Source organism: Flavobacterium acetivorans (assembly GCF_020911885.1).
GTDB classification, from domain to species: Bacteria; Bacteroidota; Bacteroidia; order Flavobacteriales; family Flavobacteriaceae; genus Flavobacterium; species Flavobacterium acetivorans.
The window spans coordinates 811,418-824,595 of the sequence record NZ_CP087132.1 but is presented as its reverse complement, the minus strand read 5'-3'; the positions used below and the strand labels follow the sequence as shown (position 1 = coordinate 824,595).

Annotated in this window: 16 protein-coding genes; 7 read left to right on the top strand and 9 right to left on the bottom strand. The window is 35.3% G+C overall.

All coding sequences use genetic code 11. The features are described from left to right. Positions 1-27: 27 nt before the first annotated feature. The gene (locus tag LNP19_RS03690) at positions 28-774 is read left to right on the top strand and encodes a tetratricopeptide repeat protein (RefSeq protein WP_230063466.1); all 747 of its coding nucleotides are present in this window, start codon (positions 28-30) and stop codon (positions 772-774) included. Between the two features lie 148 nt (positions 775-922). Here LNP19_RS03690 and LNP19_RS03685 read toward each other — a convergent pair whose 3' ends face one another. Further along, entirely contained in the window at positions 923-1,426 is a 504-nt protein-coding gene (locus LNP19_RS03685) for a CvpA family protein (protein WP_230063465.1), read from the bottom strand. 142 nt (positions 1,427-1,568) lie between these two features. On the opposite strand from LNP19_RS03685, the gene LNP19_RS03680 reads away from it, so the two are divergent. The 3 genes from LNP19_RS03680 to LNP19_RS03670 all read left to right on the top strand — a co-directional run bounded on the left by LNP19_RS03680 (position 1,569) and on the right by LNP19_RS03670 (position 3,499). Next, on the top strand, positions 1,569-1,925 hold the full coding sequence (locus tag LNP19_RS03680; protein ID WP_230063464.1) for a hypothetical protein: 357 nt from the start codon (positions 1,569-1,571) through the stop codon (positions 1,923-1,925). 112 nt (positions 1,926-2,037) lie between these two features. Next, the gene (pheS, locus tag LNP19_RS03675) at positions 2,038-3,057 is read left to right on the top strand and encodes a phenylalanine--tRNA ligase subunit alpha (RefSeq protein WP_230063463.1); all 1,020 of its coding nucleotides are present in this window, start codon (positions 2,038-2,040) and stop codon (positions 3,055-3,057) included. Between the two features lie 34 nt (positions 3,058-3,091). After that, a complete protein-coding gene (locus LNP19_RS03670) occupies positions 3,092-3,499 on the top strand; it encodes a hypothetical protein (protein ID WP_230063462.1) in 408 nt (135 codons plus the stop codon). 88 nt (positions 3,500-3,587) lie between these two features. Here LNP19_RS03670 and LNP19_RS03665 read toward each other — a convergent pair whose 3' ends face one another. The 3 genes from LNP19_RS03665 to LNP19_RS03655 all read right to left on the bottom strand — a co-directional run bounded on the left by LNP19_RS03665 (position 3,588) and on the right by LNP19_RS03655 (position 6,809). Continuing rightward, on the bottom strand, positions 3,588-4,583 hold the full coding sequence (locus LNP19_RS03665) for an NAD(P)H-dependent glycerol-3-phosphate dehydrogenase (protein ID WP_230063461.1): 996 nt from the start codon (positions 4,581-4,583) through the stop codon (positions 3,588-3,590). Between the two features lie 295 nt (positions 4,584-4,878). Next, positions 4,879-6,036 (bottom strand): iron-containing alcohol dehydrogenase, encoded by a 1,158-nt coding sequence (locus LNP19_RS03660; protein ID WP_230063460.1) that lies wholly within the window; start codon positions 6,034-6,036, stop codon positions 4,879-4,881. Between the two features lie 2 nt (positions 6,037-6,038). Further along, on the bottom strand, positions 6,039-6,809 hold the full coding sequence (locus tag LNP19_RS03655; RefSeq protein WP_230063459.1) for a type 1 glutamine amidotransferase domain-containing protein: 771 nt from the start codon (positions 6,807-6,809) through the stop codon (positions 6,039-6,041). Between the two features lie 86 nt (positions 6,810-6,895). Here LNP19_RS03655 and LNP19_RS03650 point away from each other — a divergent pair, with 86 nt between their 5' ends. Then, complete coding sequence (locus LNP19_RS03650) at positions 6,896-7,792, top strand: LysR family transcriptional regulator (protein ID WP_230063458.1); 897 nt, start codon at positions 6,896-6,898, stop codon at positions 7,790-7,792. On the opposite strand, the gene nadD is transcribed toward LNP19_RS03650, so the two are convergent. The 4 genes from nadD to LNP19_RS03630 form a co-directional block, all read right to left on the bottom strand. Continuing rightward, positions 7,793-8,374 carry a nicotinate (nicotinamide) nucleotide adenylyltransferase gene (gene nadD / locus LNP19_RS03645; protein WP_230063457.1) on the bottom strand — a complete coding sequence of 194 codons (582 nt, stop codon included), beginning with the start codon at positions 8,372-8,374 and terminating at the stop codon, positions 7,793-7,795. After that, positions 8,374-8,949, bottom strand: a complete 576-nt coding sequence (gene gmk / locus LNP19_RS03640) for a guanylate kinase (RefSeq protein WP_230063456.1) — start codon at positions 8,947-8,949, stop codon at positions 8,374-8,376. The genes nadD and gmk overlap by 1 nt, the downstream gene beginning before the upstream one ends. A gap of 37 nt (positions 8,950-8,986) precedes the next feature. Further along, positions 8,987-9,847, bottom strand: a complete 861-nt coding sequence (locus LNP19_RS03635; protein WP_230063455.1) for a YicC/YloC family endoribonuclease — start codon at positions 9,845-9,847, stop codon at positions 8,987-8,989. An 87-nt stretch (positions 9,848-9,934) separates the two neighbouring features. Continuing rightward, a complete protein-coding gene (locus LNP19_RS03630; protein WP_230063454.1) occupies positions 9,935-10,285 on the bottom strand; it encodes an arsenate reductase family protein in 351 nt (116 codons plus the stop codon). 83 nt (positions 10,286-10,368) lie between these two features. On the opposite strand from LNP19_RS03630, the gene LNP19_RS03625 reads away from it, so the two are divergent. Beyond that, complete coding sequence (locus tag LNP19_RS03625) at positions 10,369-10,824, top strand: DinB family protein (RefSeq protein WP_230063453.1); 456 nt, start codon at positions 10,369-10,371, stop codon at positions 10,822-10,824. An 86-nt stretch (positions 10,825-10,910) separates the two neighbouring features. After that, complete coding sequence (locus LNP19_RS03620; RefSeq protein ID WP_230063452.1) at positions 10,911-12,056, top strand: cystathionine gamma-synthase; 1,146 nt, start codon at positions 10,911-10,913, stop codon at positions 12,054-12,056. A gap of 63 nt (positions 12,057-12,119) precedes the next feature. Here LNP19_RS03620 and LNP19_RS03615 read toward each other — a convergent pair whose 3' ends face one another. Beyond that, positions 12,120-12,923: a THC0290_0291 family protein gene (locus LNP19_RS03615; protein ID WP_230063451.1), complete on the bottom strand. Its 804-nt coding sequence runs from the start codon at positions 12,921-12,923 to the stop codon at positions 12,120-12,122. Positions 12,924-13,178 lie beyond the last annotated feature (255 nt).

The window sequence follows — 13,178 nt, the reverse complement described above, 5'->3', positions numbered from 1 at the left end:
GGTACTTCGCAACTTATGACTAATAAAATGAAAAACATACTTTATATATTATTGTTTACAACCCAAGTTTTCTTTGCCCAAAACGGCTTCGAAAAAGGGAATGAATTCTATAAAAACGCAAAATACCAAGAGGCAGTTGAAGCCTATGAAAGTGTTTTGAATGTCAATAAGCAGCAATCGGCAGAATTGTTTTTTAATTTAGGCAACTGCTATTACAGACTCAATAAGGTAGCGCCGGCAATCTATAATTATGAAAAAGCGTTGACGTTCAGTCCTAACGACGATGAAATCATAAACAACCTGAAGTTTGCCCAAAAACGCACCATCGATGAAATAAAAGTAATTCCAAAAGTAGGTTTTGCTAAGTTGTTACGCGATTTTACGGGAATTTATCAATACAATACTTGGGGGTGGATTTCCATATCATTTTCGGTATTGTTTTTATTGTGTTTTTGTGGTTATTATTTTTCTCAAATTTCACTCTCCAAGAGAATCTTCTTCTTGGGAATGTTCCTGATGTTAGCACTGCTTCTTGTGAGTGTTTCGGCAGCGATTTTTGAGAAAAGTCACGCTAAAAATGAAAGACCTGCAGTGGTTTTTGCTGAGATTTCCGATATGAAGAGCGAACCACAAAGGAAAGCTGCTAATGTTTTCATATTACATGAAGGCACTAAAGTATTCGTCAAAGAAACTTTGGATAATTGGAAAAAAATTCAATTAACGGATGGCACCGAGGGTTGGATTGAAAGCAGCGCTATTAAGGAAGTGAAATAATAGTTTCAGGTATCGGTTTTTAGTGTTCAGATTTAAGATAGAACCTTTAGATTTTATTGATGCGTATAAAAAGTGTATTCTTTCAGCTGAAACTTTTGACTTTCATTTTCCTTTCCTGAATTACTGATCACTAAACGCTGACCACTGATTATTTTTTCTTCGCACCATCGTACCATTTTTCGATTGAAGGAAAAAGGAATCCAGCGGTTTTTTGAATCGGATTATAGAATATCGAATTGTCGAGAGTTTCTTTTTTGGCCAAGAAATTTTTGTAATTTACTTTTTCGAAAACAGTCAAAACTACACTGATAATTAATACTGTTTTCAATAGGCGAAAGAAACCACCGCCCGCTTTATTGATCCAACCCAGATAGGCAAAATCAGCAAGATTAGTAAAGAATTTTCCCAGCATATAAATACCGACAACCACTACAATAAAAGTAAGGACAAAAGCAGTCACCTGAACCGTATAAGGATTCCAGGAAACAAATCCCGAAAGCATTCCCTTGATTATTGAAGAAAATTTGACCGCAAAATAAATTCCTGCCAAAAGGGAGATTAGAGAAGCGATTTCAACAAAAAGTCCGTTTCGGATTCCTTTGTACAAAGCATATCCAAGTAATCCTCCTAAAATAATGTCCAAAAAACCCATTCGTAGTCTGTTTAAAATAAAAATGCAAAGATAAAAGAATTGTTGGTTATCAATTGCCAATTTTCAAGTTCTTATCTTTGCTAAAATAATTTTATGATTTGCGATATAATAACTCATAATTCATAATTCATAACTCGTAAACATGTCAAGAGATATACAACTTAAAGAACGCTGGGAACAGCTTGTAACGATACTTTCCAATCAATTTTCGCAAGGGGAAGATTTAGATTTAGATGCCATCATATACCTAATTGGTGTTCAGGAATTGGGAAAAATTCATCGTGAATTTAAAAAAGATGAAAAATTGAACCTGATGCACATTGCTATTTGTAGATTATTAGAACCTTATGGATTCTATGAATTCGATTTTTTTGACGAAGAAGGATGGCCTCATTATAAGGTGAAAGAAGAATTACCACCTTTAAAAGCAGGAGAACAATCGGTTTTGATGAAAGAGGCAATTGTGAATTACTTTCTGGAGCGGGAATTGATAGAATAGGTATTTTATATAGAAACTTGGAGTTACCGCAAAGTACAGGAAACAAATTTGTGAAAATTAGTGTAATTCGTGGCAAAAAAACTAAATTTGCACTCTCAATTATTGGATGAAAATGATAGACAAGATAAAAGAATATATTGGTGAAGCACAAGCTTTCTCTACTCAAAATGCAGCCGAATTAGAAGCATTTAGAATCAAATTCCTTGGAAGTAAAGGGATTCTAAAAGATTTTTTTGCCGAGTTCAAGAACGTTCCTAATGACCAAAAAAAGGAATTTGGGCAAGTAATTAATTTGCTAAAAACTTCTGCCGAGGAAAAAGTAAAGACCATACAGGAAGCTTTAGAAAGTAAAGAAGAATCAAAAGGTTTTTATGGTGATTTGACACGTTCGTCAGAACCGATTTCTATTGGTTCCCGTCACCCTATTTCATTGGTAAAAAACCAAATTATCGATATCTTTTCAAACATCGGTTTTAATGTTTCTGAAGGCCCGGAAATCGAAGACGACTGGCACAATTTTACCGCATTGAATTTACCGGAATACCATCCGGCAAGAGATATGCAGGATACTTTTTTCATTCAAACAAATCCGGATATTTTATTGCGTACGCATACATCATCTGTTCAGGTGCGTTATATGGAAAATAATAAACCGCCTATTCGTACCATTTCTCCGGGAAGAGTTTTTCGTAACGAAGCCGTATCTTCCCGTTCTCACTGTATTTTTCATCAGGTAGAAGGATTGTATATTGATAAAGATGTTTCCTTTGCTGATTTGAAACAAACCTTGTTGTACTTTACCAAAGAGATGTTTGGCAAGTCAAAAATTCGTTTGCGTCCTTCTTATTTTCCTTTTACAGAACCAAGTGCCGAGGTGGATATTTATTGGGGTTTAAAAACAGAAACCGATTATAGAATTACCAAAGGAACAGGTTGGTTAGAAATTATGGGTTGCGGAATGGTTGATCCTAATGTATTAAAAAACTGTGGCATTAATCCGGACGAATACAACGGTTTTGCTTTTGGAATGGGAATTGAGCGTATTGCCATGTTGTTATACCAAATTGGTGATATCCGAATGTTCTACGAAAATGATGTACGTTTCTTAGAGCAATTTAAGGCAAGCATTTAAAAAGTCAATAAGCAAAATATTTAGTGTAAAAATAATGAAGTCCGATATTATCATCCCCGAAGTAGAAAATGTATTTGTAGCTACCGTTCAAGAATGGAGCGACGATTTCATGGAAAAAGTTTGGTACGCCTATTTAGTGAATGATAGTGATTTTCTTATCGAAAGCGTGATGGTGGTTTCTAAAGCTTTTGGAACTATTGATGGAGAAATGAAAAAAACCTCTCTTTTGCGTCATGCCTTTGTTGAAGTTCCAGCAGTTTCTGTGGTGAAAATTGAAATGATCGAAAAAAGTGTTTTGGCACTCAATAACGAGTTTTCGGTATCTTATTTTATAGGAAATAAGATGTACGATAAGAAATTTATTTTTAAAGCCAATAGTATTAACGAAGCAGAGACAGAAGAGGTGCCTATTTTATTCGTGGAAGGCATTATTGTAAGATAGAAAATAGATTTTATATAAATTTAAAAACCGCTAATCTCCGGATTTCATCTGAGAATTAGCGGTTTTTTATGTAGGTTGATAGCTGAATTTAATCCAGCTTCTCTGTCAGTTCTTTAAAAATAGTTTTAGCTTCTTTTCCTTTGTATAGAATTTCATAAACGGCATCTATAATTGGTGTTTTGGCACCATAACCCTGATTGAGTTTATAAGCGCTATTTGTAGCATAATAGCCTTCAGAAACCATGCTCATTTCCATCATGGCACTTTTCACAGTATAACCTTTACCAATCATATTCCCGAAGGTTCTGTTTCTTGAAAAAAGCGAATAACCCGTTACCAATAAATCACCCAAATAAGCCGAATCATTGATGTTTCGCTTCATTTTGTGTACTTTCTTGATGAATTTTTTCATTTCTCGAATGGCATTACTCATCAACACAGCCTGAAAATTATCACCATAACCCAGACCGTGGGCAATTCCGGCTGCAATGGCGTAGATGTTTTTTAGCATGGCCGCATATTCGGTGCCTATAATGTCATCCGTTATTTTTGTTTTAATATAATTCCCGGACAAGTTTTTGGCTACTATTGAGGCTTTTTGAGCATCGCCACAAGCAATTGTTAGATATGATAAACGCTCTAGAGCTACTTCTTCGGCATGGCAAGGACCAGTTATTACACCGATATTATAGTAAGGAATGTCATATTGAAAGTGGAAATGTTCACCAACAATTAGACTGGTTTCTGGAACAATACCTTTGATTGCCGAAAAAATAATCTTGTCCTTCAATGAGACCGTCAGTTTTTCCAATTCACCATTTAAAAAAGCGGATGGTATAGCAAAAATAATGTAATCAGCATATGCAACTGCTTCGTTAATATCACTGGTAAGTTTTAACTTTTGAGTGTCAAATTCAACTGAACTTAGATAATTAGGATTGTGTTTGTGAAGTTTTATATGCTCAATTGCAGATTCATTACGCATATACCAAGAAACTTCGGAAAGATTTACGCATAACATTTTTGTGATTGCTGTTGCCCAACTTCCACCACCAATTACTGCAAATTTTAAATTTTCGGTCATTTTAGTATTAAATTTAATCAAAAGTACTTAAAAATGTACTAATGAGACAAGAAAATAATGAAGGACTCTCAATATTTAGGACGCTGTAAGCTTTAAAATTTTAATAAAATAATATTTTTTTTATTTCTGTACAATATTACAGCTTTTGTTCCGTTGTAACCCATTGTAAGTTAGTTATTTAATTGAATATGAAAATTGAATTAGTTAGTTTTGTTTTGGTGTTATGAAAAAGGCGTTCTAGAATAAATTCACGAACGCCTTTTTATTTTAAATAAATTCTTCTTTTTTTTTCGAATTAGTAACTCATTTCTACAATTGATTTTACTTTGTCTAAAGTGATGTTTTGTCGCTCTCCAAGACCTTTCCAGCCTCTTTCTTCAAAACGATTTACAATGAAGTCAGCTGTTTTATTATAGTCTTCGGTATATTCAGATAATTTAGTTTGCATTCCCATTTTATGGAAAAATTCAACGGTTTTGTTGATGGCCTCATTTGCGATTTCGTCTTCCGTTCCTTCTAAATTAAAAATACGTTTTCCGTATTGAGCTAATTTTGCTTTTTTGGTTTCAAACATTACTTTGTACAAACTAGGAGCAATAATTGCCAATGTACGTGCATGATCGATTCCATATAAAGCGGTTAATTCATGACCAATCATATGTGTGGCCCAATCGCTTGGAACTCCTTTTTGGATTAATCCGTTGAGAGCCATTGTACACGACCACATAAAGTTAGAGGCTAGTGCATAGTCTTTTGGATTTTCCACTACTTTGGGACCTATTTCAATCAAGGTTTGAAGGATTCCTTCGGCAATTCTATCTTGTAAATAGCCTTCATGCGGATAAGTTAAATATTGTTCCATTACATGGGTGTAGGCATCAACAACGCCATTTTGTAATTGTCTTTTTGGTAAAGATTCGATTACTGTTGGGTCACAAATAGAGAATTTTGGAAATAAGGCCGAACCACCAAAAGCTAATTTTTCTTGGGTAGCTTCAATAGTTACCACAGCTCCAGAATTCATCTCACTTCCTGTTGCAGGCAAAGTTAAGACCGTCCCAAAAGGCACTGCATTTTCTTTTATTAGAAGACGTTTTTGAAGAATATCGATAGGGTTTCCTTCAAAATTTACTGCGGCTGAAATAAATTTCACCCCGTCAATCACAGAGCCTCCACCAACAGCTAAAATAAAATCAATTTTTTGTTCTTTAATGATCGCAACTGCTTTCATCAAAGTTTCAAAATGAGGGTTGGGTTCTATACCGCTGAATTCTACTATTTCAAAACCTTTTAGATTGTTGATTATTTGCTCGTGGATTCCGTTCTTAAAAATGCTTCCTCCGCCATAAGCCAAAAGGATTTTTGCACCTTGTGGGACTAATGTTGGTAATTTTTCAATCTGCCCTTTTCCAAAAACTAAATTGGTAGGATTGTATAATTCAAAGTTTAACATGTTTATTTTTTTACGTTTAATTGATTCAATAATTTTTGGGCAACCAGTTTAGATGAAGCTGGGTTTTGACCTGTAATCAATAAGCCATCTTCAACGGCATAAGGTTGCCAGTCAGCTGCTTTAGAATAGTTTGCGCCATTTGATTGCAAAGCATCTTCCAGTAAAAATGGAACCACTTTGGTTAAGCCTACGGCTTCTTCTTCTGTATTAGAAAATCCAGTTACTTTTTTACCTTTTACTAAAAAAGCGCCATTTACTTTCACATTTTTCAAAGCTCCGGGAGCATGACAAACAAAACCAACGGGTTTATTGTGTGTGTAAAAAGATTCAATTAAAGCGATTGAGGTCTTGTCTTCGGCTAAATCCCAAAGCGGACCGTGACCTCCTGGGTAAAAAACCGCATCATAATCTGCTTGATTTACATCGGCTAATTTTTTTGTGTTTTTTAGTTTTGAAAGAAGTGCGGTGTCGTTATCGAATCTTTTGGTGTCTTCAGTAGCGGCAGATGGATCTTCACTTTTTGGATCAATTGGCGGCTGACCTCCTAATGGCGTTGCAATATCAATTTGAACCCCTTTATCGGTTAATTCATAATAAGGTGCTGCAAATTCTTCGGTCCAAAATCCTGTTTTTTCTCCGGTGTTGCCTAGTTTATCGTGACTAGTAACAACAAATAATACTTTTTTCATGCCTTTTTTATTTAGTTTTTGAGCAGTCGCTGTCAGGCAACTCGCAGTTAATATTGTAATGGTAAGTAATGCAATTTTCTTCATGATTCATTTTGTTTTTACAAATTTAGGGCGAATATGCCATCAGTAAAAATAATTTAAATTATGTTTGTGATAAATATATTTATACCATGGTTAATCTGGAATGGTATCGAACTTTTAAATCGGTTTATAAAAACGGAAACTTTTCTTTGGCCGCTAAGGAATTGTTTATCAGTCAACCGGCTGTAAGTCAGCAAATATCAATGTTAGAGGCACATGTAGGTTATAAGCTTTTCAATCGAAAGTCGAAAGGGGTGGAACCAACGGAATACGCTAAGTTACTCAATAATTTAATCATTGAGGCTTTAGATCGCTTGGAAAATGTGGAGAATGGTTTTAGAGCCAAAGCATTCAATGCGAATCGATTGATTTCTATTGGGATCTCAAAACATTTGATGAGCAGTATAGGAAGTGCGCTTGTTTCTAAATTTGAATTTATTGATTTTAGCTTTCATAAAGATGACGCACTTTTTGAATTAGTAGATTCTAAAAAACTTGATTTTGCTATTGTTAGCAAGCGATACGATACTTTTGATACAATTCAGAAGAAGCTGGGAGCAATCAAGCAAATTATAGTGGGCTCCACAAACATTGATGCGTCAGAATTGAAATCAAAAATTAAGAGTAAAGATTTTAACGCTATTGAACATTGGTTAAACGAACAAAAATGGTATAGTCCTGATGCCGGCATTCCACATATAAAATTATTTTGGCTGCACGTTTTTAATAAAAAAAGACCGTCGATGATTCCCAATTATATTATTCCGTCAGAATATGAAATGTTGGGAATCCTTGCTAAAAATTCCGGGATTGCAGTAGTTTGGGATAGTAATGCAAAGGATTTTATTGAAGAGAAAAAACTGCAATTGTTATGGAATAGCAAGCAAATGCCTCATACGGAAATCTTTCTTTTATCGGGTAAAAGCGATAATTTTAATGCGGCTTTTCAGGAAATTGAAGCGGAATTAAAAAAAGTATTGGCTTAATTACTTTTTGTAAAAATTATTGTGATCAATATATTCCCAAACTTTTTGGGGTAATAACGGTTGTATGTTCTTACCTTCCTTGATGCTTTTTCGGATAAAAGTGGAAGAAATTTCAACTATGGGAGCATCAATCAAATGAATTTTGGAATGGTTTTTTAAATCCAGATTTTCAGCCTCGGAAGAAATCCTAGGATAAACATAGATTTCATGATTTTGGAGAATCACTTCATGGTTTTTCCACTTATGGAAAGACTTTAAATTGTCTTCTCCCATGATCAAAGAAAACGCATGATTAGGGAATTTCTCTTCCAGATGAACTAAGGTATTTACCGTATAATTAGGTTGCGATAGCTTGAATTCAATATCTGAGGGCTTTAATTTTGGGAAATTTTCAGTCGCAAGATGCACCATTTCCAGACGGTGGTAATCGTCCAGCAGTGTGTCTTTCTTTTTTAGGGGATTATGAGGTGTGACTACGAGCCACACCTGGTCTAGATCGGCGTTTTCGGCCATGTGATTGGCAATGATTAAATGGCCAACATGAATGGGATTAAAAGTTCCAAAATACAATCCGATTTTCATTATTCTTTCACAAAGTTTTTAACTAATTGGTAAGCTTCTTCCAAAGCAACTTCTAAATCGTAATTTTTTATGATGGTATCAAATTGCGGCGCTGTAGCTAGTTCGACTGATGCTTTGGCAATGCGCATATTGATTTTATCTTCGCTTTCGGTGGAGCGTTCTTTTAGTCTTCTTTTTAATTCATCCACGCTAGGTGGTTTTACAAAAACAGCTAGGGTTTGTTCAGGGAATTTATGCTTGATTCGCAATCCTCCGGCAACATCAATATCGAAAATCACGTTTTTTCCTTTGGCCCAAATGCGTTCCACTTCACTTTTTAAAGTTCCGTAAAAGTTGTCACGGTATACTTCTTCCCATTCCAGAAAATCATCGTTTTTGATGTGCTTTTTGAATTCTTCGGTCGAGATGAAATAATAGTCTTTCCCATTTACTTCTTCTCCTCTTGGGTCGCGTGAAGCTGCCGAGATCGAAAATTCTAAGTTTAAATCTTCTTTGCTTAATAAATGCCTAACTATGGTTGTTTTTCCAGATCCCGAAGGTGCTGAGAATACAATTAATTTTCCTCCTGTGCTCATTGTTATTCTTTTTTAGAAGCTTTAAATTGCTTCTCTGCTATAATACGTTTAAAACCTGTTCTTTGATTTTTTCCAATTCGTCTTTCATCATCACAACTAGTTTCTGCATTTGTGCATGATTGGATTTAGAGCCCATCGTATTGATTTCGCGTCCCATTTCTTGAGTGATGAAACCTAGTTTTCTGCCGTTGGCTTCTGTCCCGTTGATGGTTTCCAGAAAATAATCCAGATGATTGGTCAGGCGGACTTTTTCTTCGGTGATATCTAATTTCTCTAAATAATAGATTAATTCTTGTTCAAAACGATTTTCGTCAACGTTTACTTTCAATTCTTCGATGGCTGTTTGCAAACGATCTTTTATAGCCTGAACACGTTCTGGATCAAGTGCTAAAGCTTCGGTCATATATTGGCGAATATTTCCTATTCGCAATTGAAATTCTTTTTCTAAAGATTGACCTTCGTCTTTTCTGAATGTGGCAATGTTTTGCAAAGCCTCTTCGATGACGTTTTTTATTTGCGCCCAATCATTCTCGTCAATTTCATCACGTTCAATTTTCATCGTATCGGGCATGCGGATCGCCATTTTCATTAGTTCAGTTTCATCAGCATCAGCATAAACGGCACGCAATTGCTCTATATATCCTTTTACAATTGGCACATTCACTTTTGTGGAAGTTTGTTCGGCAGTACTTTCGATAAAAATAGAGAAATCGACTTTTCCTCTTTCGAGTGTTGATGCAATTTGGGTTCTTAAGCCTAATTCCATTTCACGGTAAAGAGAAGGCATTCTCACGTTCAAATCCAAACCCTTACTGTTTAAGGATTTTATTTCTACCGTTATTTTTTTGGTTGGTAATTGCAAAGTAGCTTTACCAAAACCTGTCATTGATTGTATCATATTATTTTCTAAAAAGAGGTCAAAGATAAGAAAAAAGTACTCAGTGTTCAGTTTTCAGTGTTCAGACCGCAGACTACGGTTTGAAAACTATTCCAAGGCTTTCATTACTTGAAGCATGTTTTGCTGGCTTCCGCCAATGTAAACCTTGTTATCAATGACAAAAACGGGTCTGCTCAAGAAGGTATAATGTTCTAAAATATAATTTTTATAATCGTCCTCGGTCAAGGATTTGTCCTTTAGGTTCATCGATTTGTACAACTGGGCTTTTTTGCTGAACAGAGTTTCATAACTGCCCGTGAATTGATACATTTCTTCGAGTTCCTCAGGTGTAAGTGAATCCTGTTTGATATCGCGAAAAACAAGATTATTTCCTTTGGGTAAAGATTTTATGATTTTTCGGCAAGTATCGCAGGAAGAGATGTAATAGATTTTGTTCATGTTGTTTTGTGTTTTCTTTGTACAAAGAAAATTCATTTGACGCTGAAAATGATTAATTTTATAGAAAAATAAAATTATAACCGATGGATCAAACATTCGAGATTACCATAACAAGTAGAAAAACATTGTCTCAATTTCTTCAAGGCTACACATTGGAGCAATTAAATAAAATTCCGGAAGGTTATAATAATAATTTAATTTGGAATATCGGTCACATCGTAGTGGTGCAGCAAATGCTGGTTTATAAATTATCGGGTTTACCTATGATGATTTCGGACGAAATGGTTAATAAATATAAAAAGGGAAGTGCGCCAATTCAGGAAGCAACCCAGGCAGATGTTGATGAGATTAAGAAATTTCTCTTTGAGACAATCAATCAAACCAAAATTGATTTGGATAATAAAATTTTCGAAAATTTTCAGGAATTTACAACTATGACCGGTTTTGCCGTAAAAAATGCAAAAGACGCTATTTCATTTAATATTTACCATGAAGCGATTCATACCGGGATTATGATGGGAATCAAAAAATTTGTGTAAAACAAACGAAGAAGCCGACGGCTTGTTTAGAATAAATTAAAGGGTAATTTTGCGAAACTTATTCGCAATTAAAAAAATTAAGAGATATGAAATTCAATACTAAAACAATTCACGGAGGCCAGCATCACGATCCAAGTACGGGAGCCGTAATGCCACCGGTTTATCAGACATCAACATTTGTGCAAAAAAGCCCTGGCCAGCCTATAAATCCTGACTATGAATACAGTAGAGCGGCAAATCCTACCAGAACGGCACTTGAAAATGCATTAGCAAGTATTGAGAATGGGGTAAGAGGATTGGCTTTCTCCTCCGGATTGGCGGCAACGGATTGTTTGTTGCGTTCTTTTAAAGCCGGAGATGAAATCATTGCCATGGATGATTTGTACGGAGGAACCTATAGAATGTTTACCAGAATCTATAAAGATTCAGGGATTAAATTTCATTTTGTAGATATGAATGACATGGGGAAATTCCAGTCATTGATAAATGAAAACACGAAGTTGGTTTGGGTAGAAACACCAACAAATCCCTTGATGAAATTGGCAGATATTCAAGAAATTGCCAAGATCACCAAGGCAAATAATATACTTTTTGCGGTTGATAATACTTTTGCAACGCCATACTTACAGAATCCGTTAGATTTAGGCGCAGATGTGGTGATGCACTCCGCAACGAAATATCTGTCCGGACATTCTGATGTTATAGCAGGAGCATTGATTGTAAAAGACGAAGCATTAGGCGAGCAATTGCATTTTCAGCAATTTGCTACAGGTGCCACGCTTGGACCAATGGATAGTTTTTTAGTGCTTAGAGGGATAAAAACATTGCATTTAAGAATGCAAAGACATTGTGAAAATGGTGTCAAGGTGGTAGAATTTTTAAACAACCATCCTAAAATTAAAACGGTTTATTATCCGGGATTAACGAGTCATCCGTTTCATGAAATTGCAAAAAAACAAATGAGTGATTTTGGAGGAATGGTTTCTTTTACCTTTGTGTCGGGTAAAAAAGAAGATTCGATCGATTTTCTTGAAAAACTAAAAGTGTTCACCTTGGCAGAATCTCTAGGTGGAGTAGAATCATTGGCAAACCACCCAGCTTTGATGACACATGCATCGATTCCGGAAGACAAAAGAAAAGAAATAGGAATTACTGATGATTTGGTTCGATTGAGCGTAGGGATCGAAGATGCCGAAGATTTAATTGAAGACTTAAAACAAGCATTGACATAATTCGGACAAATTTTATAAAAAAAATCCCAATTCTAATTTTCTTAGGATTGGGATTTTTTTTTTCTATTGCAGATAATATATATAACCAACATTAAACCAAACCAACCAATCGTTGGCTTTGTTCTCTTTGTAAATGGCTGGATTCGGATTTAAGCCGTCTACCCAGTTGGAGAAAAAATATTGAAATCGCAAATCAACCATTAAATCTTGTAGCGGGCTTAATTTGTAGCGGGTTCCTACACTTGAGATGACGGACCAAACTGTGCCTGTTTCTGTTGAAAATCCGTAAGGGCGACCATCCGTTGGGGTTAGGTATTTTGGGAATGTGGTCAAAGGAGTTCCTAATGGGCCCATTGTTGAAGACGCCTTGGCGTTGTACTGACTGAATTGTCCTCCGAGGCTTATAAAAGGCCCTAAGCTCCCTATTCTGGCGGTGAAATCCCGGATACTTAAAGGAAAGTATTCTAACTGCATACCTATATTAATGAGTTCTGTACTTCCTTTCATCGCTCTTAATTGATCTGCTCCTAAGGAGGTTTTGTCCGGTGCTACCCATTCTCCAAAATGGTGTAAGTCGGTTTTATTGTAGGATAATTCACTTCTTAATTTGAAATGATCGTTAAAATAAGTTTCGGGGGCATAGCAGTTGCATTCTGCTTTGTACGAAAAATTGATATAATGAATCAAACCTATACCAACACCTGTGTTTCCGGCATTGGTATCGAGATTGTAACGTTCCCCATAATCGGATTGAAAAGCAACAGGACCAGCAATAATCCCCACTTCGTGCGAAAAACCAAATTGCGCATTTGTTTTATTTGAAAATCCCAAAAAAACAAATAAAGTGAAGGAGAGGTACTTTAGCATTTTTAGTTACAATTTCAAGTATTAACAAATATATGAAAAACATCAATGCTGTACTGAATTTAAATTTAAAATTATTGAACTAAATTCTGTTTTGATTGTGAAAAATACAGCGATTGTCGACTAAAATCCAATTTTAAAATGGATTTCTTCAAAATTGCTTAATAAAAAGATAATTCTATAGGGGAGATAAAAAAAAAAGATTCAATATTCGTAGAAGATGTATATTTGTATTGGCTAACGAAAACGTTTTCTTAA